Below are 21,838 nucleotides of genomic sequence, written 5' to 3' on the forward strand. Positions count from 1 at the left end.
TCGCACAGAGGATAGACTGACATAATGCGTTCAATCCTCCTTACCGCCGCCGTCGTTTCCGGGCTCGTTTCCGGAGCGGCTGCGGCGGCCTCTCCTCCGCTCCTCCCGCTTCCGGCGAAAGTCCTGCCGCAGCAGGGGCGGTTCGATTTCCGACATGCCCGCGTTACCGCGACAGACAGCGGTGAACGGGCGGCGGCGAGCCGGCTGGCACTTCTCCTCCGCCAGACGCGCTCGCCGCAGCTGATTTCCTCATCCGAGGGCGACATTCGCTTTCGCCGCAACGGCGCGATCGCGGGTGAGGAAGCCTATCGGCTGACGGTGACATCGGGGGGTGTCACCGTCGAAGCCAGCACCGATGCGGGGCTTTTCTACGGTGCGGAAACGCTCTGGCAGCTGATCGCCGCGTCGAAGGACGGCACGATCGAGGCCATGGTGATCGACGACGCCCCGGCCTTCGCCTGGCGCGGGCTGATGCTCGATTCTGCCCGTCATTTCCAGCCGCCCGCTTTCGTGAAGGCGCTGATCGACCGCATGGCGGCCGAAAAGCTCAACGTGCTGCATTGGCATCTGGTCGACGATCAGGGCTGGCGCATACCCATCGACAAGTACCCGCGCCTCATCGAGATCGGCGCATGGCGCCGCCCGGCCGGTGCGGCCGGAACCGATGCCGCGGGCAATCCCGTGCGTTACGGCGGATTCTATACGAAGGCCGAGATCCGCGAGATAGTCGCCTATGCAGCCGAACGCCATATCACCATCGTGCCCGAGATCGAGATGCCCGGCCACGCCACGGCGGCCATTGCGGCCTATCCGGCACTCGCCGCGGCGGCCGATCCGGTAAAGGTGCCGGGCGCCGACTGGGGCGTCTACGAGAACCTGTTCAACACCGAGGATTCGACCTTCACCTTCCTGCAGAACGTGCTGGACGAGGTGATCGAACTGTTCCCCTCCACCTACATCCATGTCGGCGGGGACGAGGCGGTGAAGGTGCAGTGGATCGCCGATCCGCGCGCGCAGGCCCGGATCAAGGCGCTCGGCCTGAAGAACGAGGCAGAGCTGCAAGGCTGGTTCATCGCCCGCATCGGCGACTACCTCGCGACCAAGGGCCGCAAGATCGTCGGCTGGGACGAGATCCTGGAAGGTCATGTGCCGCCGTCGGCCACGGTCATGTCGTGGCATGGCATCGACGGCGGCATCGTCGCGGCCAAGGCCGGGCACGACGCCGTGCTTTCGCCGTCGCCCGAATTCTATCTGGACCACATGCAGTCGATGTCCGCCGACGAGCCTTCGAGCCGGGGCGAGGTGATCGACTGGAAGAAGTTCTACGAAACGCCGGTCGTGCCCCATGGTCTGACCGATGCGGAGCGCGCGCATATCCTGGGCGTTCAGGCGAACCTCTGGACCGAGCACATGCGCACCACGGACATCATGGAGCGCCAGATGTGGCCGCGCGCCGCGATGCTGGCCGAAATCGCCTGGACTTCGGGCGACCGCCGCCAATGGGACGAGTTCGCCACGCGCCTGCCCGCCGAACTGGCGCGCGAGAAGGCGCTGGGCATCGGCTACAACCACACGCCGTTGCAGGCGCTCGGCATGTTCACCAGTGCCGGCGACAAGATCGCGGTGTCGCTGGAGCAGCCGGTGAAGGCGGGCACGCTGCATTACACCACCGATGGCAGCGCGCCGCTGGCCACTTCGCCCGCCTATGACGCGCCGCTGACGCTGGCGCCGGGCACCGTGCTGCGCACTCGCAGCTTCATCGGCACCGAGCCTTTCGGCGAAGAGAAGAGCTGGACTCTCTCCACGGCGATGACTCGCACGCGCAGTGCGTCCCAGCTCGAACTCTGCACCCGCTCCGTGCCGCTGCGGCCGGAAGACGATGCGGCGACAAACGCCAAACGCCGCGTGTTCTGGGGCGATATCTTCCACCCCTGCTGGATCTGGCGCGGGGCTCCGCTCGCGGGGATCAAAGGGCTGACTGCCGAAGTCGGGCAAGTGCCGTTCAACTACCAGATCGGTCCCGACCTCGCGAAAGTCGTGTTCGACAAGCCCGAGACCAAGGCGGGCGAATTGCTCGTCCGGCTCGACGCTGCCGATGGCCCCATCGTGGCCCGCGTGCCGCTGGGCAAGGCAGCCGAGAACCCCGGTGTCAGCACGCTCACGGCGATTCTTCCGGCGCAGGCCGGCCCGCATGACCTCTACTTCAGCTTTGCGCAGCCCGGTCCCGATCCGCTCTGGATGCTCGATCGCCTGACGCTGGACCCCGTGCAATGACGCTTACCATCGCCAGCCCGCTTTCGGGTTGGGCCACGCCGCTTTCCGAGGTGCCCGATCCCGTCTTCGCGGAAGGCATGATGGGACAGGGGATCGCGGTCGATCCGGCCGAGGGCTGGCTTGTCGCACCGGGCGCGGGGCGGGTGATATCGGTCCATCCGGCGGGCCATGCGGTGACGCTGGAACTCGATGCCGGGCCGGTGCTGCTGATGCACATCGGGCTCGACACCGTGGGCCTTGGCGGCGCGGGTTTCACGCCCAATGTTGCCGACGGTGAGCGGGTCGAGGCGGGCCAGTTGCTGATCGAGTTCGATCTCGATCGTCTTGCCCGCACCGCGCGCAGTCTGGTGACGCCGGTGATCGTCACCAATGGCGAGGCTTTTGCGCTTGTCGCGGGCAAGGCGGATCGCGAGATCGCCGCGGGCGAAGCGCTGATGACGCTCGAATCCTGCGGCGTGGCTTCGGCGGCTGTCGCGATCGACGCGGCACCGCTCGCCAGCCGTTCGCTCCTGCTGCCGCTGGCGCACGGCCTCCATGCCCGTCCTGCCGCGCGTCTGGCCAAGCTGGCCGGGCAGTTCACCTGCACGCTCGAAATGGTCGCCGCCGATGGCCGCGTGGCGTCGGCGCGCAGTGCGGTTGCCATGCTGGCGCTGGGCCTCAGCCATGGCGAGACATTGACCCTGCGAGGCAGCGACACCGCTGCCATCGACGCGCTTGCCGAACTGATCGAGAGCGGCATGGGCGAACATCGTCCGGTCGTCGTCGGCGAACCTGCGGCGGAAACGGTTGAACCCACGCTGGCCCCGCTGGGTGAAGGTGAGGCACTGGCCGCCGTCACCGCCGTGCCTGGCGCGGCCATTGGATCGGCGGTCTGGCTGGCCGATCCGCTTGCGTCGCTTCCCGATACGGCGGCTGCGCGCGAGGCGGAAACTGCCTCTCTGGACGGGGCCATCGCTCAGGTCCACGCGAGCCTTGAAAGTGCTGCCGCCGGGGAAGGGCAGGCGGCGCAGATCGCTGCCGCGCATCTTGTCCTGCTCGACGATCCGGAACTTCTCGAAACCGCGCGCGCCCGTATTGCGGGCGGGCTTCCGGCGGGCAAGGCGTGGATCACTGCCGTCGAAGGCTACATGGCCCAGCTGCGCCTCTCGCCCGATCCGCGCCTGCGGGAGCGGGTGGACGATCTTGCCGACCTTGCTCGGCGCGTCGCGCTGGCGAGCGCGGGGATCGATGAAGCACCGGCCCTGCCGCCGCCCGGGGCGATCCTGCTGGCGGATGATCTCTATCCCTCGCAATTGATGGGCTTGGCGAATGCCGGTCTTGGCGGCGTGGTCACTGTTCACGGCGGCGCGACCTCCCACGTGGCGATCATCGCGGCGGGCATGGGTGTGCCGATGCTGGTGGCGGCGGGCGAGCGCCTGAAGTCGATCCCGCAAGGCGCCGCGCTACTGCTCGAAAAGGGCGGCCTGACTCATGCGCCCGAAACGAGCGTGCTTGCCGCTGCGCAGGCGCGGATCGAAGGCGCGCGCGGCCGCCGTGCCGCTGCCGTGGTCCACGCGCATGAGCCCGCGATTACCCGCGACGGCACCCGGATCGAGGTCTTCGCCAATCTCGCCTCCGCCACCGATGCCCGTGCAGCCGTCGCCGCCGGGGCCGAAGGCTGCGGGCTGCTGCGCACCGAATTCCTGTTCCTCGATCGCGCCGAAGCGCCCTCGCTGGCCGAACAGCGCGAGACCTATTCCGAGATTGCCGCTGCACTTGAAGGCCGCCCACTGGTCGTGCGCACGCTCGACATCGGTGCCGACAAGCCTGCCCCCTACCTGCCGATGACCGGCGAGGAAAACCCGGCACTGGGCCTGCGCGGTATCCGCCTGCAACTGGCGACGCCGGGCCTGCTCGATGCGCAATTGCGCGCGCTGGTGACCATGGAGACGCAAGGCCCGGTACAGATCATGCTGCCGATGGTCAGCGAACTTGCAGAACTGCGCGTGACACGCGCCGTGCTGGAGCGGATCGTCGCCGAAGAGGGGCGTCCGTGTCCCGAACTCGGCATCATGATTGAAACGCCCGCTGCCGCGCTTCACGCCGGGATATTGGCGGCGGAGGCCGACTTCTTCTCGATCGGCAGCAACGATCTGGCCCAGTACACGCTGGCGCGCGACCGCACGAACCCGCATGTCGCGGCCGGGCTGGATGCACTGCACCCGGCGATCCTGCATCTGATCGAAGCCACCGTGACCGGTGCCGCACGCCATGGCCGCTGGACCGGCCTGTGCGGCGGGCTGGGCACCGATCCCGACGCGGTGCCGCTGCTGGTTGGCCTTGGTATCAGCGAACTTTCGGTTTCCGCTGCCTCGGTCGCCGAAACCAAGGCGCTGGTGCGCACGCTCGATCTCGCCCGTTGCCGCGCCTTGGCGGAGCGGGCACTGGAATTGCCCGATGCCGCCGCGGTGCGCGCGATGGTCCGTGAAGTCGTGGAGGAAGTGGCATGAAGCTCTCGCTGCAATCGCTCCAGCCGCTGGGCCGCGCGCTGATGCTGCCGATCGCGGTGCTGCCGATCGCCGGGCTGCTGCTGCGTCTTGGCCAGCCCGACCTGCTGGCCCTGCCGTTCGTGGCAGCGGCGGGCGCGGCGATCTTCGACAACCTTGGCCTGCTGTTCGCGCTGGGCATTGCCGTAGGCATTGCGCGCGATTCCAACGGTGCGGCGGGGCTGGCGGGCCTCGTCTGCTTCCTTGTCGCCAGCAAGGGCGCCGAGACGCTGCTGGTGGTGCCGCATGATGTGGCGGCAGGCCTTGCCGCTGACGCGTGGCGCGCCAAGGCCATTGCAAAGCTTTCGGTGCCGATCGGCATAATCTCCGGCCTGATCGCGGGCGCGTTCTACAACCGCTACGCCACGATCCGCCTGCCGGAATACCTCGCCTTCTTCGGCGGCCGCCGCTTCGTGCCGATCCTCTCGGGGCTGGCCGGGCTGCTGCTGGCCGCATTGGTCGGCTATGGTTTCGCGCCGATCACCGGCGGCATGGATCTGGTCAGCAACGGTGTCGTCCACGCGGGCGTGCTGGGGCTGTTCGCGTACGGCGTGCTCAACCGCCTGCTGATCGTCACCGGCCTGCACCACGTGATCAACAATGTGGCGTGGTTCATCATCGGCGACTTCCACGGCACGACCGGCGATCTCAATCGCTTCTTCGCGGGCGATCCCACCGCCGGCAGCTTCATGTCGGGCTTCTTCCCGGTGATGATGTTCGGCCTGCCCGCCGCCTGCCTTGCCATGTATCACGCGGCCAAGCCGGAGCGGCGCAAGGCCGTGGGCGGCATGTTCCTGTCGATGGCGCTCACCGCCTTCCTGACGGGCGTGACCGAGCCCATCGAGTTCACCTTCATGTTCCTGGCACCGCTGCTCTACGCGATGCACACGGTGATGACGGGCGTGGCCATGGCGCTGATGGATCTGCTGCACGTGAAGCTGGGCTTCGGCTTTTCGGCGGGCCTGCTCGACTATGTGCTGAACTATTCCAAGGCCACCAATCCGCTGCTGCTGCTGCCGATCGGTGCGGGCTATTCGCTGCTCTATTATGCCTCGTTCCGCTGGGCCATCGCGCGTTTCGACATCAAGACGCCGGGGCGCGAGGACGAGCCGGTGGGCGAGGAACTGGGCTCCATCGCCCCTGCCGAGGGCGGACGCGGCGCGGCCTTCGTGGCGGCGCTGGGCGGCGCGGGCAACCTTGCCGAGATCGGGGCCTGCACCACGCGCCTGCGCCTGCGCTTGCACGATAGCGAGGCGGTGGACGAGCCGCGCCTCAAGGCGCTTGGCGCACGCGGGCTGATCCGCCCTGCGCCGGGCGCGTTGCAAGTCGTCGTCGGTCCGATTGCCGATGATGTGGCGAGCGAAATGCGCGAGGCGGCGGGCCCGCTGCGCGCGGCGGCACCGGTCGCGACCAAGACCGACGCGGCTTCCGCCGTGAACGCTGGGCCGTGGCTGGCCGCGCTGGGCGGCAAGGGCAATGTCACGGCAGCGGGTTCGGCCTCAAGCCGTGTCTGGATCGATCTGGCGGATACGGACGCTGTCGATGAAGCCGCGCTTCGGCGCCTTGGCGCCCGCATGGTGGTGAGAGCGCCGGGCGGCGTTCAGTTGATCGTCGGGTCGCTGGCGCCGTCGCTGGCCTCGGGACTGTCCGAAGCCGCATAGCCGCCCCGCGCGATGGCGTCGGCCAGGATCGGGAGCACCGGCGCCAGTTCGCGTGCGTAGCCCTTCCACCGGCCGATCGACCTGCGGTTGAGCGGCTCCTGCACTTGCGCATAGCTGGGCGTCGGCGCGTGACGGCCCAGCGTGTGGAAGGACAGTTGCGCCGGTTCCGCATCGAGGCCCAGCCACGCCATCAGCTCGCCGGTTTCCTCTTCCTGATCGGCCACGAAGTGTTCGTAGCCGAGTTCGTGGACGGGGACCGGCAGAGTGTCGATCCAGTGACCGGTCAGCGCTTCCATCCGCGCATAGTGCAGGGCCAGATCCTCGATCCGGTAACCGCAGGCGAAGCCATGGGTGAAATCATGGCTCATGGCGGAGATCATCACGTCGCGAGGATCGCGGGAGACCACCACGACCGGCGACTGCGGGAAGGCCAGTTGCAGCAGCGGCAGGTACAGCTCGTTCAGCGGCATCTTGTCGCTAAAGAACATCGCCCCTTCGCGCAGCAGGCCGTAGCGTTCGGCACGGGCGAGGTAATGGTCGCGCAGCTGCGTTCCCAGCGTTTCGCGCTGCTCCTCCGTCACCGCGTCGGGATGGCGAGGGAAGGCGCCTGCCGTCAAGGCGGCGGCTTTCTCGGCCAGTTCGCGGCCGAATGGCAGTTCGCCGCCCGCGCGCACTTGCGAATGGCTGGCCAGCACCTGTTCGGTCAGGGTGGTGCCTGAACGCGGGAAGCCCAGCACGAAGACCGGCTGCGGCACGCCCTTGCGGCGCGGTGCCGGGGTATATTCGGCAAAGCGATCGGTGGTGAACCAGTCCTGCCATTGCCGGACCAATTCGCCCACCGCGCGGGCCGGATACGTGCGGCTGGCGGCAGCGGCCAGTGCCGCCTTGCCGGCCACGAAATCCTCCCATGCTTCCGCCCTGCGTCCCGCCCGGTCGCGCAGGCGCCCGCGCAGCAGCAGTGCCGCGCCGGACGGGGCGGTTTCGGCCTCCAGCATGGAGAGGCCCTTTTCCCAGCCATCGGTGCGCGCCAGCAAGGTGACGCGTTGCAGCGTGACGTCGGTTCCCTGCCGCAACGCCAGTACTTCGGCCCGGTCGAGCAGGGCGGCGGCACGGTCGAATCGACCGGCCTGTTCCTCCAGTTCGGCCAGCCACGCCAGCGGCGGCAGCGCCTCCGGCATGGCCCGCGCGGCGTCGGCCAGAAGCGGGGCCGCTTCGTCGAGCCGCCCCTGGCGCTGGAGATTGCGGCCCAGATTGGCGAGTAGCTGGGGGTGGCGCCCGGCCACGCCGATCGCGGATTCTAGGTGCTCGGCACCTTCCACCAGTTCCTCGCGCTCGCTCAGCAGGTTCCCCAGGCGCATATGCGCGTTGGCATTGCCGGGTTGCTCGGTCAGCGTTTCGCGCAGCGTGGTTTCGGCGTCGTGAAGCCGGCCGGTGTCATGCAGCCACTCGGCCAGATCGTCGCGCGGCCACGCCCGATCGGGGGCCAGCGCGATGGCTTCGCGCAGCAGCGCCTCGAAGCGGTCACCCATTCCGCGCGCCTTGGCACAGAGCGCCAGAACCTCCACCGCGTCCAGCGCGAGCGCGGGCTGCGCGCGCGCCGATTGGGCAAGCGTTTCGGCCCGGTCGAGATCGCCCGAGGACAGCGCGCTGCGCGCGGCGGCAATGGTCTGCGGATCGGCGGACATGCCGCAGCTTAGTGCCCTTGCGCGCGGCGGAGTCAACCGGACTTTACGGCTGGTTCCAGTGCGGTAGCGCCGAATAGCGCTGCCACGAGTTCCGGCGCGGACGCGAAGTAGAGATGCATGTAGCTGGCCGTCAGCGAACCGTGGCGAAATACCCGCTCTCCGGGCCGGCCATCGGGGGTGATGGCGCGGGCAATCGGCTCCAGCGCGGTATCGAGCGTGGAGTAGTGGAAGGTGTGTCCACGCACCGTTTGCCCGTCGATTTCCGCCTGCTGCATGCCCAGCGCGGCAAGGCGGGGCTGCATCGCCGCGCGGGCCGGCAGCAGGCCCAGCAGATGGGCGCGGCCTTGGCCGTCCTTGCCATCGTCCAGCGTTTCGCAGGCGTAGAGCATCCCCCCGCATTCGGCCAGAATCGGCCGGCCGGCGGCATGGTGCGCGCGAATCGCGGCAAGCATCGCTGCGTTCGCGGCGAGACGATGCCTGTGCAGTTCCGGATAGCCGCCGGGCAGCCAGAGCGCGTCGCAGTCCGGCAATTCGCTGTCGGCCAGCGGAGAGAAGAAGGCGATCCGTGCGCCGGCACCTTCGAGCATCGCCAGATTGGCGGGATAGATGAAGGAGAAGGCCGCATCGCGAGCGACCGCGATGGTGTGCCCGGTCAGCATTGCTGGGGAGGCATCAATGGCGCACGGCGGAAAATCCACGGGAGCCGGCAGCCATAGCGTGCTGTCCGGCAAAAGGTCCGCCGCCCGGTCCAGCCGCGCGGCGAGATCGCCCACTTCGCCGGCCTGCACGAGGCCGAGGTGCCGTTCCGGCAGCGTAATCGCGGTATCGCGTGCCATTGCGCCAAGCCAGCGCACGCCGGGGGGCACGCCCTGTTCCAGCATCTCTGCATGGCGCGGGCTGCCCACGCGATTCGCCAACACGGCGGCCACCTTCACGCCCGGACGGTAGCTGGCAAGGCCGTGGACCAGCGCACCGAAAGTCTGCGCCATGGCCGAACCGTCGATCACGGCCAGCACTGGCACGCCGAACCGGCGGGCAAGGTCTGCTGCGGAAGGATCGCCGTCGAACAGACCCATTACCCCTTCGATCAGGATCAGGTCGGCTTCTTGCGCGGCTTCGTGCAGCAGGGCGCGGCATTGCGCCTCACCCACCATGAAGAGGTCCAGTTGATGGACCGGGGCGCCGCTGGCGGCTTCGAGCACCATGGGGTCCAGAAAGTCCGGCCCGCATTTGAACAGGCGCACGCGCCGCCCTTCGCGGGCGTGGCGGCGGGCGAGGGCGGCCGTGACCAGCGTCTTGCCCTGGCCCGATGCGGGCGCGGCGACCAGGAGCGCCGGGCAGGCGGTCATCGGCTGCGCTGGAGGCGCAAGTCGGGACGCGCGCTCACCACCAGTGCCCAGAGCGCGGCGGCAACGCCGGCCCACAGCAGCGTGGCCAGCAGGTTGCCGGGGAAATAGCGGACGATGCGCGGCAGAAATCCGGCCAGCGTCGGATCGGCAAAGCGGCCGCCAAGGAAGTAGAACCCGCCGCTCGTCAGCAGGTGCGAGGTGAATGTGGCGGCGACCAGCAGCGCGGCGATCGCGGGCAGGGCGGCAAGGCGATCCCCCCAGCGGGTGGCGGCGAAACGGCCGGCGAACCACAGCACGGCGTGGCCCGGCAGCAGCATCCAGTAGGCGGGCGTGAAGCAGAAGCCCGAACCGCCCAGCACCCGGATCACCACCACGTCAATCGCGAAACCGAGCGTGAACAGCGCGGCGAAGGCGGAAATGCGGCGCACGAAGAAGCCCAGCACGAAGAAGCTGGCAAGGTCGGTATCGGGCAAATGGACCAGGTGGCTCAGCGAATGGCTGCGCGTCACCAGCATCAGTGCGGCGAGCGCGGCGAACACGTAAAGGTCAAGGCGGGCGAAGGCAGGTTTGGCGGCGGTGTTCATGGGCAATGGTCTCCCGGCAAAATGGAAGGAAGGCGCGTGCACGAAAGGTCCCGGGGCGATATCGCCGGGGCGAGTGGGTCAGCGGATCGGTGTCATTTCGTTCAGGCTCCCTTCGACACGACATGCGGCTTGTCGTCTCGCCAAGGCGGTTCCCGCGATGGAACCCCGCCCCGTCCGCCCGGTACATCCCGCCCGCGCGAAGGATCGACAGCGAAGGGCCGGTTTCCTGACTTGCCGGATCGTCGCGCCTGTCCGCCGCCTTCTCGGATGCCTATCGGCCCAATGGCATATGGCGGGGCGCATCCCCGGCTACAGTTGCGGGAGCAGTGCCGGCCTGCCGCGAACGTCGCCGCGGCCCCGGGCTTCCCGATTAAGCCCTTTCGGGCACCCCTTGCGCCGCCCCGCCTATGGCACTTTGCGCAAGGGCGCAAGCTTCGCACACTTGCCAGCCGGCTTCCCGCACGATAGTTGCCGCGCCGCGACAGGTTCCCCGCAAGGGGATCAAAAGGGAACACAGGTGTAAGACCTGGGCTGCCCCTGCAACTGTAAGCGGCGAGCCGTTCGGCCATTTCGCCATTGGGGGCCAAGCCATTGAAACCGGCGCAATTCCCGAGAAGGCGGCTGAACCGGCACCGACCCGCGAGCCAGGAGACCTGCCCGTCGCAGTCGTTCTTCGTCCGGACAGGGTGTGCCGGGTGAACGGGGGGATTTCCTCGCGCAACGACAGCCACTGCTCCGCCGGACCAGCGCCGGCGCGGGGTACGCCGTCCGAGCGCCCGGCAGCGATGCCGAGCGCGCGCCCGCGTGTTCTTCGTGCCGATGCCTTCGGCTGGAGCTTCGACGACTGTATCGAAGGAAATGCCATGAAGTACCCCATTCTCACCGCCGCCAGCCCGCTTGCGCTGGCACTCGTCTCCATCGCCGTCCCCACTGTTGCCCGGGCTGCGGATGCCGCCGATGCCGGAGCCGATGCAGGAGGAGACGGCATCGTCGTCACCGCGCTGCGCACTCCGGTGGAGGCCGACCGCGTCGCCCAGACGATCACCGTGCTTGACGATGCGCAGATCACCGCCGCCCAGCCGATCGCGGTGACCGACGTGCTACTGCGCACGCCCGGCATCAGCCTTTCGCGCAACGGCGGTTATGGCACCACCACCAGTGTGCGCATTCGCGGCGCGGACGCGGGGCAGAGCGTGATGGTGATCGACGGGATGCGCCTGTCCGACGCATCATCCACCGCCGGCGGCTACGGATTTTCCACGCTCTTCACCGATGATATCGATCGGATCGAGATTCTGCGCGGCCCGCAGTCGATCCTGTGGGGCAGCGATGCCATCGGCGGCGTCATCAATGTGACCACCCGCAAGCCGACCAAGCCGCTGGAAGGCAATTTCGCGGTGGAAGCGGGTACGCATGACACCGTATCCGCCCGCGCCGGGATCGGCGGCACGTCGGACGCGATCGACTGGCGCGTCTCTGCATCGCGCTTCACTACCGACGGCATTTCGGCGCGTGACACCGGCACAGAAGATGACGGCTTCACCCGCACTTCGGCCAGCGGCACGATGACGTTCCGCGTGGCGCCCGGCGTATCGCTGGACTTGCGGGGATACTGGTCCAACTCGCGCAATGAATTCGACGGCACTGCGGGCGATTCGCTGGCCTATGGCCGGACCGAGGAATGGTCGGGCTATGCCGGGCTGAACTTCGCGCTGCTGGACGGCAAGCTGGTCAACCGCGTGGCAGTGACGCAGACCGAGACCGACCGCGCGAACTACGATCCCACGCGCAAGATCCGCCAGATCACGTTCGACGCGCATGGCCGCGTGCGCCGTTACGAATATCAGGGTACCTACAGCTTCTCAGAGGCCGTGCAGGCCGTGTTCGGCGCCGAGCGCGAGGAGCAGCGCATGACCACCGCGTCCCCCACCAACAGCACCACGCCCTATACCCCCACGCCGTACAAGGTGGACACGAACAGCGTCTACGGCGAGCTGCGGGTGACGCCGGTGACCGGGCTGACCGTGAACGGCGGCGCACGGTACGATCACCAGTCGCGCTTCGGCGGCAACACGGTGTTCAGCGCCGGCGCGGCTTATACGCCCAACGAAGGCAAGACGGTGCTTCGTGCCAGCTACGATCAGGGGTACAAGGCGCCTTCGCTCTACCAGATGTTCAGCGACTATGGCGTGGCTAACCTCAAGCCCGAAAAGGCCAAGGGCTGGCAAGTGGGCGCCGAGCAGAGCCTGGGCGAACTGCTCCATGTCTCCGCCACCTGGTTCCAGCGCAATACCGACAATCTGATCGACTTTGCCTATTGCCCCACCAGCGGCACCTTGCCCGACATCTGCTATGTGCCGGGCACCGATACCACGCGCTTCGGCTACTACGCCAATGTCCGCAAGGCCCATGCGCAAGGTCTGGAACTGGCGGCATCGGCCAAGTGGAAGGTGCTGTTCCTGGACGGCAACTACAGCCTGATCGAAGCGGAAGACCGCACGCCGGACAGCAGCACGTATGGCCGCCAGCTGCAGCGCGTGCCGCGTCATCTCGCCAATATCGAGGGCGGCGTGGATCTGCCGCAGGGCATCCGCGCCAGCCTGGCCGCGCGCTATTCGGGTGAAAGCTACAATGCCGCCACTGGCACTGCCAAGCTGGACGATTACTGGCTGCTGGATCTGCGCGCGCAGTGGCAGGTGATGCCCGGGCTGATGCTGCAGGGCCGGATCGAGAACCTGACCGACAAGGACTATGAGACCGTGGCCGGCTATAGCCAGCTTGGCCGCACGGTCTACTTCGGCATCCGGAGCCAGTTCTGATGCTGCGCGCCGTCGCGCCGGGGCCTTCCGTGGTCGTGTGCAACACTTGCCGCCTTTCGGCAGAAGCGCGCGAGGACGACGGCGGTCGGCGCGGCGGCGCGTTGCTGGCAGAGGCGATGCGCGAAGTGCAGGCCGCCGATCCGGAATTGCAGGGCGTGGCCGTTCAGGAAACGGCCTGCCTGTTCGCCTGCCAGCGCCATTGCACCGTGCACATCCGCGCGCCGGGCAAGGTCGGCTATGTGCTGGGCGATTTCACGCCCGGCGAAGAGGCCGCGCGCGCCGTGCTGGAATATGCCGCGCGCCATGCGGCCAGCGAAGAGGGGCAGGTGCCCTATCGCCAGTGGCCGGACGGCGTGAAGGGCCATTTCATCACGCGCACGCCGCCTGAGGGATTTATCTGCACATGACCATGTTCGCCGATCGCGCCGCTTTCGCCGCCGCGCTTGCCCAGCTTCGCGCGCCCGATGCCGCTGCCGTCGCCGCGGCCGAGGGCCGGCAGGCGGTACTGACCAAGCCGGCGGGCTCGCTGGGCCGGCTGGAAGAGATCGCGGTGTTCATGGCCGGCTGGCAAGGCCGCGAAAAGCCGCGCGCGGACCGGATCGGCGCAGTGGTCTTCGCGGGCAATCACGGCGTCGCCGCGCGCGGGGTCAGCGCCTATCCGCCCGAAGTGACGCATCAGATGGTCGCCAACTTCCTTGCGGGCGGGGCGGCAATCAATGCCTTGACGCAGGCCTGCTGCGCCGAACTGTCTGTCGTTCCCATCGATCTCGACCGGCCGACCGGCGACATCACCGCCGAACCGGCGATGAGCGAGGCCGAATGCCTGGAGGCGCTGAACATCGGCGCGGCATCGGTGCGGCCCGACCTCGACCTGCTGTTCGTGGGCGAGATGGGCATCGGCAACACCACGCCCGCCGCCGCGCTTTGCGCACAAGTCTTCGGCGGGGCCGCGCGGGACTGGACCGGGCGCGGCACCGGGGTCGACGATCAGGGCGTGGCGCGCAAGGCCGATGCCGTGGCGGCGGCACTGGCGCTGCACGGCGCCGCCTGCACCGACGCTTTTGAAACCCTGCGCCGCCTTGGCGGGCGCGAGATCGCGGCGATGGCCGGCGCCGTGCTGGCAGCGCGGCATCACGGCATTCCGGTGCTGCTGGACGGGTTCATCTGCTGCGCCGCAGTGGCACCGCTGCAGGCGGACAATGCCGGCGCGCTGGATCACTGCGTCGCCGCGCATTGCTCGGCCGAAGCCGGGCATGTGCGCCTGCTGGAAAAGCTGGGGCTGGATCCGCTGCTGCATCTGGGCATGCGTCTGGGTGAGGGATCGGGCGCGGCGGTGGCGGCGCAGATCGTGCGCTCGGCACTGGCCGCCCATGCCGGAATGGCGACGTTTGCGGAGGCCGCGGTCGCCGGGAAAGACGCCGCGTGAACGGCATCCTGCTGCACCTGATGCGCCATGGCGAACCCAGCGAGCCGGGGCTGCTGCTGGGCCATCGTGACGATCTGCCGCTGCCATCGGGCACGGCGCGCTGCGTGGTGCGGGCCGAAAAGCTGGAATTCGCGCAAGTCCTCAGTTCCGACCTGTCGCGCGCGCGCATTCCGGCGCGCCAGATCGCGGCGCTGCGCAAGCTGACCCATCAGGCCGACCGCCGCTGGCGCGAACTCGATTTCGGTGCATGGGACGGGCTGGCGCCCGATGCGCTCGATCCGGCGGTGCAGGCGCGGTTCTGGGACGATCCGGACGCTTGCGCCCCGCCGGGCGGCGAGCGCTGGTCGCAATTGCGCGCGCGCGTTTCGGACGCGCTGCTGGGCATCCAGCGCTCCAGCCTTGTCATCACCCACGGCGGCACCATGCGCGCGGCGCTTTCGGTGCTGTTCGGCTTCGATCACCGGCAGGTCTGGGCCTTCGAACTGGGCTATGGCGCGGTGCTGAGCCTGCGCCTCTGGCCGGAGACGGGCGGGCGCCTGCCCTCCGCCCAGATCGTCGCGCTGGAGAGGAATCAGGGATGATCCGGCAGATCGTCCTTGCCCTTCAGTTCATGACGCGCCTGCCATTGCCGGCGGTGCGTGCGGACGAGGACGATTTTGCAAAGTCGATCCGCTGGTTTCCACTGACGGGGCTGGTGGTGGGCGCGGCGGTGGTCGGCGCATGGTGGCTGGGCGCACGCCTCGGCGCGGATTGGCCCGCTGCGCTGGTGGGTTTGCTGGCCTGGGTGGGCATGACCGGGGCGCTCCACCTCGACGGGCTGGGCGACATCGCCGATGCGTCGGGCGCGGCACACAAGGACCGCGAGCGGCTTTCCGCCGTGCTGGCCGATCCGCACATCGGCAGCTTCGGCGTGGTCGCCATCGTGCTGCAACTGCTGTCGAAGCTGGTGCTGCTGCACGCGTTGGGTCTTGGGCAGGTGTGGGCATTGCTGCTGGTGCCAGTGCTCGCGCGGATCGGGCCGCTGGCGTGGACTTTGGCGCTGCCGCCGCTGCACGAAGGGCTGGGCACGCGGTTCCGCCGCGCGGTGGGCTGGCCTCATGTTGCCGCTTGGAGCGTGCTGGCGGCCTTGGCCGGACTGTTCGTGGCGCCGCCGCTGCTGGTGCTGTTTCTGGTCGTGCCGCTCTGGGCCGGCTGGCTGGGTAAGCGCATCGGCGGCATTTCCGGCGATGGCCACGGCGCCGGCATCGAACTGGTCGAAACCGCGCTACTGGCTGCTTTGGTGGCGCTGTCATGATCGCCCGGTTCCTCCACCATGGCGGACGGGTGGACGAAGCGGCGCGGCTGTTCGGCGGAGCGCCAGCGGACTGGCTGGACCTTTCGACCGGGCTGAATCCGCGCCCTTGGCCGATCCCGCAGGAATTGACGCCGGACTGGCACGCCTTGCCCGATCCCGATGCACTGACGCGGCTGGAGGCGGCGGCGGCGCGGCATTTCGGCGTCGATCCGGCGCTGTGCTGCGCGGTGCCGGGCAGCGAGACGGCGCTGCACCTGCTGGCGCGAATACTCGACCTGCCGGGTCGGGCGCTGGTGCCCTGCTATCGCAGCCATGTGGAGGCATTCGCACTGTCCCGGCCGATCGCATTCGCCGAGGCTCCGGAGCCGGGCGAAGTCGTCGTGATGGCCAATCCCAACAATCCCGATGGCGCTCTGCGCGCGCCGGATGCGGTGCTGGACTGGGCAGGCCGGATCGCCCGGCACGCTGGCTGGCTGATCGTCGACGAGGCCTTTGCCGATTGCCATGACGGCATGAGCGTCGCCTCGGCCGTCCACGGAGACGGTCGCCTGATCGTGCTGCGCTCCTTCGGGAAATTCTTCGGGCTTGCCGGATTGCGGCTTGGTTTCGTGGTGGCTCCGCCTGCCATCCTGACCGCTTTGCGCGATGTCATGGGCAGCTGGCCGATTCACACCGCCGCGCTTGAAATCGGTGCGGCTGCCTATGCCGATGCCGGCTGGATCGCATCGACGCGGGACGGCTTGCCCCTTCGCGCGGCGGCGCTGGATGCCGTGCTGCGCCGCCACGGTCTCGAACCGCAGGGCGCGTGTCCGCTGTTCCGTCTCGTTACCGGCTGCGCGGCGGAGACCATTTTTGAACGCCTTGCCCGCGCCCACATTCTGGTGCGGCCTTTCGCATCCTTCCCCGGCTGGTTGCGCTTCGGGGTTCCCGCCGATGGCGCAGCGCTGGCCCGGCTCGACGCCGCATTAGGCGCCAAAACGAGCGATGGCTGAGCCGGTCGCTTTCGCCGCGCTGGCGCTGGACGCCGCGTTCGGCTGGCCATCGTGGCTCTACGCGCGGATCGGGCATCCGGTCGGCCTCTTCGCCCGGATAATCAGCGGGTGCGAGCGTGCGCTGAACCGGCCGCAATGGCCGGCCGCCGTGCGACGCGGAGCCGGACTGGCGGCGATGCTGCTGTTGATTGCGGCCGTCGTGGGGGTCTGTCTGGTGGTCACGCTGGGTGTCCGCCTCTGGACGGGATGCCTCGCTTGGACGGTGCTGGCACTGCTGGCCTGGCCGGCGCTGGCCGCGCGCAGTCTGGACGATCACGTCAGGCCTGTGCTGGCCGCGCTGGAGGGCCGCGACCTGCCCCGCGCCCGCCGCGCGGTGGGCATGATCGTCGGGCGCGAGACGGGGGAACTCGACGAAGCCGGCGTGGCCCGCGCCGCCATCGAAAGCCTGGCCGAAAGTTTCTGCGATGGCGTCGCCGCCCCGCTCTTCTGGCTGCTGGTCGGCGGATTGCCGGGCGTCTGGGCCTACAAGGCGATCAACACGGCGGACAGCCTGATCGGCCATCCCGAGGAACCGCTGCGCGCCTATGGCTGGGCGGCGGCGCGGATCGACGATTTGGCGAACCTGATCCCGGCGCGGCTGGGCGGCGTCTTGCTCTGCCTTGCCGGCGGGCGCGGCTGGCGCGTGCTGGCGCGCGATCACGGCCGCCATGCCTCGCCCAACGCTGGCTGGCCCGAAGCGGCGATGGCCGGCGCGCTGGGCGTGCGACTGGCGGGCCCGGTGGTCTACGACGGCGAACTTGCGAACAAGCCGTGGATCGGGGAGGAGGGCCGCGATGCCGGTGCGGCGGATCTGCGGCGGGCGTTGACGATCTATCGGCGGGCCTGTGCGCTGCTTGGGCTGGCTGCGGCGGGAATGGCAGTGTTGGGAGTATCATGGCTGGCTTGATGTTGCAGGGAACCGGCTCGGACGTCGGCAAGTCGGTCATGGTGGCGGGGCTGTGCCGCGCGCTCGCCAACCGGGGGCTGCGCGTCTTGCCGTTCAAGCCGCAGAACATGTCCAACAATGCAGCCGTCACGCCTGAAGGCGGCGAGATCGGCCGCGCGCAGGCGCTTCAGGCGCTGGCCGCGCGCGTGCCGCTGCATGTCGATATGAACCCGGTGCTGCTGAAGCCGCAGGCGGATCGCACGTCGCAGCTTGTGGTTCAAGGCCAGGTGCGCGGCACTCTGGGAAGCGCCAATTTCCGCGAGGCGCGCCGCACGCTGCTGCCCGAAGTCATGGCCAGCTATCGCCGGCTGGAGGCGCAGTGCGACCTTGTGGTGGTGGAAGGCGCCGGCTCCCCGGCGGAGATCAACTTGCGCGCGGGGGACATCGCCAACATGGGCTTCGCGCGTGAGGCTGATGTGCCCGTGGTGCTGATCGGCGATATCGACCGGGGCGGGGTGATCGCCTCGCTGGTGGGCACCCGTGCGGTGATCGAGCCGGAGGATGCCGCGCAAATCCGGGGCTTTCTGATCAACAAGTTTCGCGGCGATCCCACGCTGTTCGCCGATGGCTATGCCGCGATCGAGCAGCGTTCCGGCTGGCGCGGCTATGGCGTGCTGCCGTGGCAGAGCGCGGTCGGCCGCCTGCCCAGCGAGGATGCCGTGGTGCTGGAACGCGGGCTGGGAGGCGGTTCGGGCAAGTTGCTGGTCGCCTGCCCGATCCTGCCGCGCATCGCCAATTTCGACGATCTCGACCCGCTGTGCCAGGAATCCGGTGTGGAGGTGGCGATGATCCCGCCAGGCACGCCGATCCCCGCAGAAGCCGCGCTGATCGTGTTGCCCGGCTCCAAGGCGACTTTGGCGGACCTTGCCTTCATGCGGGCCGAGGGCTGGGATATCGATGTGCTGGCGCACCACCGGCGTGGCGGCATGATCCTTGGCATCTGCGGCGGCTTCCAGGTGCTGGGCCGGCGTATTGCCGATCCGCTGGGGATCGAGGGCGCGCCGGGTGAAATGCCGGGTCTGGGCCTGCTCGACGTGACGACCGTGCTGGGTGAACGCAAGGCCCTGCGCGAGGTTTCGGGCACGGCTTTTGGGGTGAACCTAACCGGCTATGAAATGCACCTAGGCATCACTGAACGGCACAGAGGCGCCCCCTTCGCCATGCTGGCGGGTGATCGACCAGACGGTGCGATCGATCCCACCGGACGCGTGATCGGAACCTATTGCCACGGCCTGCTCGCCTCCACCGATCTGCGCGCCGAACTGCTCGCCCGCCTCGGCATCGCCAGCGACCGCCGCGACCATCATGCCGAGGTCGATGCCGCGCTCGACGAACTCGCCGCCGCGATGGAGGAGCACCTCGACATCGACGGCCTCATCGCCTTGACGGAGTATCGCGCATGACCAGCACTTTCGTTCTCGGCGGCGCGCGTTCGGGCAAGAGCCGCCATGCGCAGGGCCTGATCGAGGCGCTTCCGGGCCGGCTGGTCTATGTCGCCACCGGTCAGGCGCTGGATGACGAGATGGATGCGCGGATCGCCCGCCACCGCGAGGAGCGGGGGCCGCGCTGGTCCACGCTGGAGGCGCCGCTGGACCTTGTCGGCGGCATTGCCTGCGCGGCGACCGAAGGCGATGCGGTGCTCGTCGATTGCCTGACGCTCTGGCTGTCCAACCTGATGCTGGCCGAAGTGCCGCTGCCGCCGCAGTTCGAGGCGCTGTGCAGCGCGATCGCCGATTGCCCGGTGCCGCTGGCGCTGGTTTCCAACGAAGTCGGGTTGGGGCTCGTGCCCGAAACGCCGCTGGGCCGCGCGTTTCGTGATGAGGCGGGGCGGCTGAACCAGCGGGTGGCGGCCACTGCCGATCGCGTGCTGTTCGTTGCCGCCGGGCTGCCGCTGCGCCTGAAGTAGCGCATAAAAAAGGGGCCGCCTGCGGACAGGCGACCCCCTAGGTCAGAACCCGGCCTGCCCTTGCTCGCGCAAGTTTGACCGAGTTCCGGGTTAGTTCGTCAGAAATCCATCCAGTCATCGTCCTGACCGGTCGCCAGCGCGACGGGCGCGGGCTTGCGGGGCGCGATCTGGCTGGTGGTGATCGCCGCCGGAACCGCGCGCGGGGCGGGTGCCGGAGCCGAGGCCGGAGCCGGAGCGGGGCGTGCCGAGTAGGAACGCGCCTCGTTGCCCACGCGGAACATCGCCGCGCGGTCCGACAGCGAGGTGACTTCGCTGTTGAGGTTGCGCGCGGCGGCGGAGGTTTCCTCCACCATCGCCGCGTTCTGCTGCGTAGCCTGATCCATCGTGCCGATCGCCGCGCTGATCTGCGTGATCGTTGAGGACTGCGCCTGGTTGTCAGTGGCGATGTCGCTCAGCAGCGTGTGCACTTCGGTCACGTCGCCCGAGATGTTCTGCAGGGCGCCGTCGACGCGCTGCACGGCCTGCACGGCGGTACCGATGTCGGCCTGCGTGGCGGTCAGCTGTTCGCGGGCGCGCTTGGCTTCTTCTTCCGAGCGCATGGCGAGCGCCGAGACGAGATCGGCCACGACCGCGAAGCCGCGACCGGCATCGCCGGCGCGGCCTGCCTCGACGGCGGCGTTCATGGCGAGCACGCGGGTCTGGAAGGCGATCTTGTCGAGCCCTTCGATAACCGAGTCGATGCCCTTGGCGCTTTCGCTGACGCGGCCCATCGCCTGCACCGCCTCATCGGCGATGGAGCGGCCGGATTCGACCACGCCCATCGCGCCGTCCGCGCGCTGCACGGTGCGGCCGGCGGCGGCGGCGGTAACGCGCAGACGCTCGTCCATCTGGGTGATTGCGGCCGAGGTTTCCTCAAGGCTGGCCGCGTTGCTTTCGGTGCGGCGGGCCAGATCCTCGGAAGCCTGGGCGATCTCGCTCGAACCCGTGCGGATGGCGGTGGCGCTTTCGGTCACCGCGCCGATCAGATCGCGCAGCGCGCCGACGGCCAGATTGAAGTTGTTCTTCAACTCGGCATAGGCGGGCGGGAAGTCGGCGGTGATCGACTGGGTCAGATCGCCCTCGCTGATCGCCTGCAGGCTGGAGCGCAGGGTCGAGGTGACGACTTCCTGTTCCTTCGCATGCTGGGCGTCGATCTCGGCGCGGGCTTCGGCGGCGACGCGGAACTGTTCGACGGCTTCGGCAATCTCGCCGATTTCGTCACCACGTTCGCGGTAGGGCACATCGGCCTTGCCGCCTTCGGCCAGAATGGTGGTCACTTCGGCGATGCGGCCCATCGGCACGGCGACCGAGCGACTGATCGCCAGCCACACCAGCACGATGGTGACGATGCCGATGCTGGCAAGGCTGATCGCCAGCGTGATCGCGATATTCGCAGTGGCCTCACCATCAGCGGCCTTCTGCGCGGTGCGCTGGCGCATCAGGTCGATCAGCTTCTGCGCCTGCGCGATCGTGTCGTGCGAGGCGGCCTTGCCTTCCTTCTTGATGGCGGCCATCGCGCCGGGGAAATCGCCCTTGGTGCGCAGTTCGAACACGTGGTCGTTGACGCGGCCCAGGTCCAGCGCCTGGCGGCGCATCTCGGACACTTCGCCTGACAGCGAATCGTCGGCGACGGCGTCGAAAGCGTCGATCGACTTGATCAGTGCCTCGTTGCCGGCCTTCAGGCGGTCACGCAACTTGGAGGCGTCTTCGGCGTCGGCAGCATTGTAGTAGCTGTAGACGATGATGCGCAGTTCCTTGACGTTGCTGATCACGTCGGCCAGCGCCGACATGCCGCCAACGCCGCGTTGCACATGGGTCTGCGCGATAGCGTTCAGTTCCCGGGTCGAAATAAATCCATTGAGCCCAACAGCGCCCAGCATGATGCCGAGCAGGGCAAAGGCGGCCAGCAGCTTTTTAGGCAACCGCCAATTATTGAGTGAATCAAGCATCTTAGGTCCAATTCCAGCTTGAAGGGGGCGGTCTGCCATCGGCGCGCCACAATTATTATAGGATGATGGCGCCGTTCGGCCGCCGCGCGCGGTCATTTGTGTGCGCGTTCAGGCCCGGGGCCCTCACCGGGAAGTCGGTTTGAAAATTCGCGCGACGCGAATTTTGCGGCACCAGCCCACTCCCCCACCCGACCACCCATCAGGATACACTCGTGGGCGGTTGGCCCCCTCAGCGAAAAGGTCCCCTGGACCTTTTCGTGTTCTTCGGGACGGGAGTGGGCTGGTGCCGCTGTCGAAAATGCCCTTTTGGCATTTTCGCAAAACCCCCCCTTCCAAACGAAAAAAAAAGG

16 protein-coding genes and 2 riboswitches are annotated in these 21,838 nt (G+C 68.4%); of the genes, 12 read left to right on the top strand and 4 right to left on the bottom strand.

From position 1 onward, the window contains the following. Positions 1–24 precede the first annotated feature (24 nt). The 3 genes from ACZ1JV_RS11425 to nagE are packed head-to-tail and all read left to right on the top strand — an operon-like array spanning position 25 to position 6,460. Entirely contained in the window at positions 25–2,274 is a 2,250-nt protein-coding gene (locus ACZ1JV_RS11425) for a family 20 glycosylhydrolase (RefSeq protein WP_465151650.1), read from the top strand. Continuing rightward, positions 2,271–4,763, top strand: a complete 2,493-nt coding sequence (gene ptsP, locus ACZ1JV_RS11430; RefSeq protein WP_465151651.1) for a phosphoenolpyruvate--protein phosphotransferase — start codon at positions 2,271–2,273, stop codon at positions 4,761–4,763. The genes ACZ1JV_RS11425 and ptsP overlap by 4 nt, the downstream gene beginning before the upstream one ends. Then, positions 4,760–6,460, top strand: coding sequence for an N-acetylglucosamine-specific PTS transporter subunit IIBC (gene nagE, locus ACZ1JV_RS11435; RefSeq protein ID WP_465151652.1), 1,701 nt, complete (start codon positions 4,760–4,762; stop codon positions 6,458–6,460). The genes ptsP and nagE overlap by 4 nt, the downstream gene beginning before the upstream one ends. Here nagE and ACZ1JV_RS11440 read toward each other — a convergent pair. Genes ACZ1JV_RS11440 through ACZ1JV_RS11450 form a run of 3 tightly spaced genes read right to left on the bottom strand, consistent with a single transcriptional unit; the run spans position 6,400 to position 10,078 of the window. After that, the gene (locus ACZ1JV_RS11440) at positions 6,400–8,145 is read right to left on the bottom strand and encodes a tetratricopeptide repeat-containing sulfotransferase family protein (RefSeq protein WP_465151653.1); all 1,746 of its coding nucleotides are present in this window, start codon (positions 8,143–8,145) and stop codon (positions 6,400–6,402) included. The genes nagE and ACZ1JV_RS11440 overlap by 61 nt on opposite strands. A 32-nt stretch (positions 8,146–8,177) precedes the next feature. After that, positions 8,178–9,494, bottom strand: coding sequence for a cobyrinate a,c-diamide synthase (locus tag ACZ1JV_RS11445; RefSeq protein ID WP_465151654.1), 1,317 nt, complete (start codon positions 9,492–9,494; stop codon positions 8,178–8,180). Beyond that, positions 9,491–10,078 carry a hypothetical protein gene (locus tag ACZ1JV_RS11450; protein ID WP_465151655.1) on the bottom strand — a complete coding sequence of 196 codons (588 nt, stop codon included), beginning with the start codon at positions 10,076–10,078 and terminating at the stop codon, positions 9,491–9,493. Before ACZ1JV_RS11450 ends, ACZ1JV_RS11445 begins: the two co-directional genes overlap by 4 nt. A gap of 199 nt (positions 10,079–10,277) precedes the next feature. Further along, a riboswitch (cobalamin riboswitch) is annotated at positions 10,278–10,487 on the bottom strand. Positions 10,488–10,544: 57 nt separating this feature from the next. Then, a riboswitch (cobalamin riboswitch) is annotated at positions 10,545–10,753 on the top strand. Positions 10,754–10,941: 188 nt separating this feature from the next. On the opposite strand from ACZ1JV_RS11450, the gene ACZ1JV_RS11455 reads away from it, so the two are divergent. From ACZ1JV_RS11455 to cobU, 9 genes are read left to right on the top strand one after another with little or no spacing between them, the layout of a single operon-like run. Continuing rightward, positions 10,942–12,897, top strand: coding sequence for a TonB-dependent receptor plug domain-containing protein (locus tag ACZ1JV_RS11455; RefSeq protein ID WP_465151656.1), 1,956 nt, complete (start codon positions 10,942–10,944; stop codon positions 12,895–12,897). Then, positions 12,897–13,304 (top strand): DUF1636 domain-containing protein, encoded by a 408-nt coding sequence (locus ACZ1JV_RS11460; protein ID WP_465136251.1) that lies wholly within the window; start codon positions 12,897–12,899, stop codon positions 13,302–13,304. The genes ACZ1JV_RS11455 and ACZ1JV_RS11460 overlap by 1 nt, the downstream gene beginning before the upstream one ends. Then, positions 13,301–14,323, top strand: a complete 1,023-nt coding sequence (cobT, locus tag ACZ1JV_RS11465) for a nicotinate-nucleotide--dimethylbenzimidazole phosphoribosyltransferase (RefSeq protein ID WP_465151657.1) — start codon at positions 13,301–13,303, stop codon at positions 14,321–14,323. Before ACZ1JV_RS11460 ends, cobT begins: the two co-directional genes overlap by 4 nt. Continuing rightward, a complete protein-coding gene (locus tag ACZ1JV_RS11470; protein ID WP_465136249.1) occupies positions 14,320–14,904 on the top strand; it encodes a histidine phosphatase family protein in 585 nt (194 codons plus the stop codon). The genes cobT and ACZ1JV_RS11470 overlap by 4 nt, the downstream gene beginning before the upstream one ends. Next, positions 14,904–15,617 (top strand): adenosylcobinamide-GDP ribazoletransferase, encoded by a 714-nt coding sequence (gene cobS, locus ACZ1JV_RS11475; RefSeq protein ID WP_465152550.1) that lies wholly within the window; start codon positions 14,904–14,906, stop codon positions 15,615–15,617. The genes ACZ1JV_RS11470 and cobS overlap by 1 nt, the downstream gene beginning before the upstream one ends. Further along, positions 15,614–16,609, top strand: a complete 996-nt coding sequence (locus tag ACZ1JV_RS11480) for a threonine-phosphate decarboxylase (protein ID WP_465151658.1) — start codon at positions 15,614–15,616, stop codon at positions 16,607–16,609. The genes cobS and ACZ1JV_RS11480 overlap by 4 nt, the downstream gene beginning before the upstream one ends. After that, positions 16,602–17,555, top strand: coding sequence for an adenosylcobinamide-phosphate synthase CbiB (gene cbiB / locus ACZ1JV_RS11485; protein ID WP_465151659.1), 954 nt, complete (start codon positions 16,602–16,604; stop codon positions 17,553–17,555). Before ACZ1JV_RS11480 ends, cbiB begins: the two co-directional genes overlap by 8 nt. Further along, positions 17,543–18,997, top strand: coding sequence for a cobyric acid synthase (locus tag ACZ1JV_RS11490; RefSeq protein WP_465151660.1), 1,455 nt, complete (start codon positions 17,543–17,545; stop codon positions 18,995–18,997). Before cbiB ends, ACZ1JV_RS11490 begins: the two co-directional genes overlap by 13 nt. Beyond that, complete coding sequence (gene cobU, locus ACZ1JV_RS11495; RefSeq protein ID WP_465151661.1) at positions 18,994–19,500, top strand: bifunctional adenosylcobinamide kinase/adenosylcobinamide-phosphate guanylyltransferase; 507 nt, start codon at positions 18,994–18,996, stop codon at positions 19,498–19,500. The genes ACZ1JV_RS11490 and cobU overlap by 4 nt, the downstream gene beginning before the upstream one ends. Positions 19,501–19,598: 98 nt before the next feature. Here cobU and ACZ1JV_RS11500 read toward each other — a convergent pair whose 3' ends face one another. Continuing rightward, positions 19,599–21,488, bottom strand: a complete 1,890-nt coding sequence (locus tag ACZ1JV_RS11500; RefSeq protein WP_465151662.1) for a methyl-accepting chemotaxis protein — start codon at positions 21,486–21,488, stop codon at positions 19,599–19,601. Positions 21,489–21,838: the final 350 nt, after the last annotated feature.

It is taken from the genome of Novosphingobium sp. BL-S-19 (assembly GCF_055521675.1).

What these genes read in the sequence shown, in the direction of transcription:
- ACZ1JV_RS11425 (WP_465151650.1), top strand. Translation starts at nt 25, where the DNA reads ATGCGTTCAATCCTCCTTACCGCCGCCGTCGTTTCCGGGCTCGTTTCC.
- ptsP (WP_465151651.1), top strand. Translation starts at nt 2,271, where the DNA reads ATGACGCTTACCATCGCCAGCCCGCTTTCGGGTTGGGCCACGCCGCTT.
- nagE (WP_465151652.1), top strand. Translation starts at nt 4,760, where the DNA reads ATGAAGCTCTCGCTGCAATCGCTCCAGCCGCTGGGCCGCGCGCTGATG.
- ACZ1JV_RS11440 (WP_465151653.1), bottom strand. Translation starts at nt 8,145, where the DNA reads ATGTCCGCCGATCCGCAGACCATTGCCGCCGCGCGCAGCGCGCTGTCC.
- ACZ1JV_RS11445 (WP_465151654.1), bottom strand. Translation starts at nt 9,494, where the DNA reads ATGACCGCCTGCCCGGCGCTCCTGGTCGCCGCGCCCGCATCGGGCCAG.
- ACZ1JV_RS11450 (WP_465151655.1), bottom strand. Translation starts at nt 10,078, where the DNA reads ATGAACACCGCCGCCAAACCTGCCTTCGCCCGCCTTGACCTTTACGTG.
- ACZ1JV_RS11455 (WP_465151656.1), top strand. Translation starts at nt 10,942, where the DNA reads ATGAAGTACCCCATTCTCACCGCCGCCAGCCCGCTTGCGCTGGCACTC.
- ACZ1JV_RS11460 (WP_465136251.1), top strand. Translation starts at nt 12,897, where the DNA reads ATGCTGCGCGCCGTCGCGCCGGGGCCTTCCGTGGTCGTGTGCAACACT.
- cobT (WP_465151657.1), top strand. Translation starts at nt 13,301, where the DNA reads ATGACCATGTTCGCCGATCGCGCCGCTTTCGCCGCCGCGCTTGCCCAG.
- ACZ1JV_RS11480 (WP_465151658.1), top strand. Translation starts at nt 15,614, where the DNA reads ATGATCGCCCGGTTCCTCCACCATGGCGGACGGGTGGACGAAGCGGCG.
- cbiB (WP_465151659.1), top strand. Translation starts at nt 16,602, where the DNA reads ATGGCTGAGCCGGTCGCTTTCGCCGCGCTGGCGCTGGACGCCGCGTTC.
- ACZ1JV_RS11490 (WP_465151660.1), top strand. Translation starts at nt 17,543, where the DNA reads ATGGCTGGCTTGATGTTGCAGGGAACCGGCTCGGACGTCGGCAAGTCG.
- cobU (WP_465151661.1), top strand. Translation starts at nt 18,994, where the DNA reads ATGACCAGCACTTTCGTTCTCGGCGGCGCGCGTTCGGGCAAGAGCCGC.
- ACZ1JV_RS11500 (WP_465151662.1), bottom strand. Translation starts at nt 21,488, where the DNA reads ATGCTTGATTCACTCAATAATTGGCGGTTGCCTAAAAAGCTGCTGGCC.